1 rRNA gene is annotated in these 1939 nt (G+C 48.4%); it reads left to right on the forward strand.

The features are described 5' to 3' along the window. The first annotated feature begins 298 nt into the window (after positions 1–298). Positions 299–1812 (forward strand): 16S ribosomal RNA (locus DMA14_RS00090). The last annotated feature ends 127 nt before the right edge of the window (positions 1813–1939 follow it).

Here is a 1939-nt window from a genome sequence, read left to right on the forward strand (position 1 = left end):
TTTGCACCCCGCAAAACACGGAAAGTTCCTTGATAGACTGGCAGAGAAATTGAGAAGATGAGGCGAAAAAAAAGCTTCAAAAAAAATCTCAAGTTTTTCTTGCGAGAAACAAAAAGAAGTTTTAGTTTTGCACCCGCTTTGAAACACAAGCGAAACAGAAAAAGACACGTTCGTAGACATATTGAATTGACAGCCGTTTTGAAAGAGATTTCAAAACAGAATAGAATAAGAGTAATGGAATCGAGAGATTCGAAAAAGAACCGACGGTAAAGGCATCGATAATATAATATTAAAATATACGATGAAGAGTTTGATCCTGGCTCAGGATGAACGCTAGCGGCAGGCTTAACACATGCAAGTCGAGGGGTAGAATTCTTCGGAATTTGAGACCGGCGCACGGGTGCGTAACGCGTATGCAATCTGCCTTCCACAGAGGGATAGCCCAGAGAAATTTGGATTAATACCTCATAGCATCATGTTCCGGCATCGGAATATGATTAAAGTCACAACGGTGGAAGATGAGCATGCGTCCCATTAGCTAGTTGGTAAGGTAACGGCTTACCAAGGCAACGATGGGTAGGGGTCCTGAGAGGGAGATCCCCCACACTGGTACTGAGACACGGACCAGACTCCTACGGGAGGCAGCAGTGAGGAATATTGGTCAATGGGCGCAAGCCTGAACCAGCCATGCCGCGTGCAGGATGACGGTCCTATGGATTGTAAACTGCTTTTGTACGGGAAGAAACACTCCCTCGTGAGGGAGCTTGACGGTACCGTAAGAATAAGGATCGGCTAACTCCGTGCCAGCAGCCGCGGTAATACGGAGGATCCAAGCGTTATCCGGAATCATTGGGTTTAAAGGGTCCGTAGGCGGTCTTGTAAGTCAGTGGTGAAAGCCCATCGCTCAACGGTGGAACGGCCATTGATACTGCAGGACTTGAATTACTGGGAAGCAACTAGAATATGTAGTGTAGCGGTGAAATGCTTAGAGATTACATGGAATACCAATTGCGAAGGCAGGTTGCTACCAGTGGATTGACGCTGATGGACGAAAGCGTGGGTAGCGAACAGGATTAGATACCCTGGTAGTCCACGCCGTAAACGATGGATACTAGCTGTTGGGCGCAAGTTCAGTGGCTAAGCGAAAGTGATAAGTATCCCACCTGGGGAGTACGAACGCAAGTTTGAAACTCAAAGGAATTGACGGGGGCCCGCACAAGCGGTGGAGCATGTGGTTTAATTCGATGATACGCGAGGAACCTTACCAAGGCTTAAATGCAGACTGACCGATTTGGAAACAGATCTTTCGCAAGACAGTTTACAAGGTGCTGCATGGTTGTCGTCAGCTCGTGCCGTGAGGTGTCAGGTTAAGTCCTATAACGAGCGCAACCCCTGTTGTTAGTTGCCAGCGAGTCAAGTCGGGAACTCTAACAAGACTGCCAGTGCAAACTGTGAGGAAGGTGGGGATGACGTCAAATCATCACGGCCCTTACGCCTTGGGCTACACACGTGCTACAATGGCCGGTACAGAGAGCAGCCACTGGGTGACCAGGAGCGAATCTATAAAGCCGGTCACAGTTCGGATCGGAGTCTGCAACTCGACTCCGTGAAGCTGGAATCGCTAGTAATCGGATATCAGCCATGATCCGGTGAATACGTTCCCGGGCCTTGTACACACCGCCCGTCAAGCCATGGAAGCTGGGGGTGCCTGAAGTCGGTGACCGCAAGGAGCTGCCTAGGGTAAAACTGGTAACTAGGGCTAAGTCGTAACAAGGTAGCCGTACCGGAAGGTGCGGCTGGAACACCTCCTTTCTAGAGCCCGAAATGTTAGCGGAAACGCACGTTTGGGAAATAAGATGCCAAGCTTTAGGTTTTGGATCGCGAAATTGCATTACTCTTGCTGTTAATTTAAAGAAATAAACTTTTAAGTAAAAAAAAA

This window comes from Flavobacterium sharifuzzamanii, from assembly GCF_003254585.1.
Taxonomy (GTDB): domain Bacteria; phylum Bacteroidota; class Bacteroidia; order Flavobacteriales; family Flavobacteriaceae; genus Flavobacterium; species Flavobacterium sharifuzzamanii.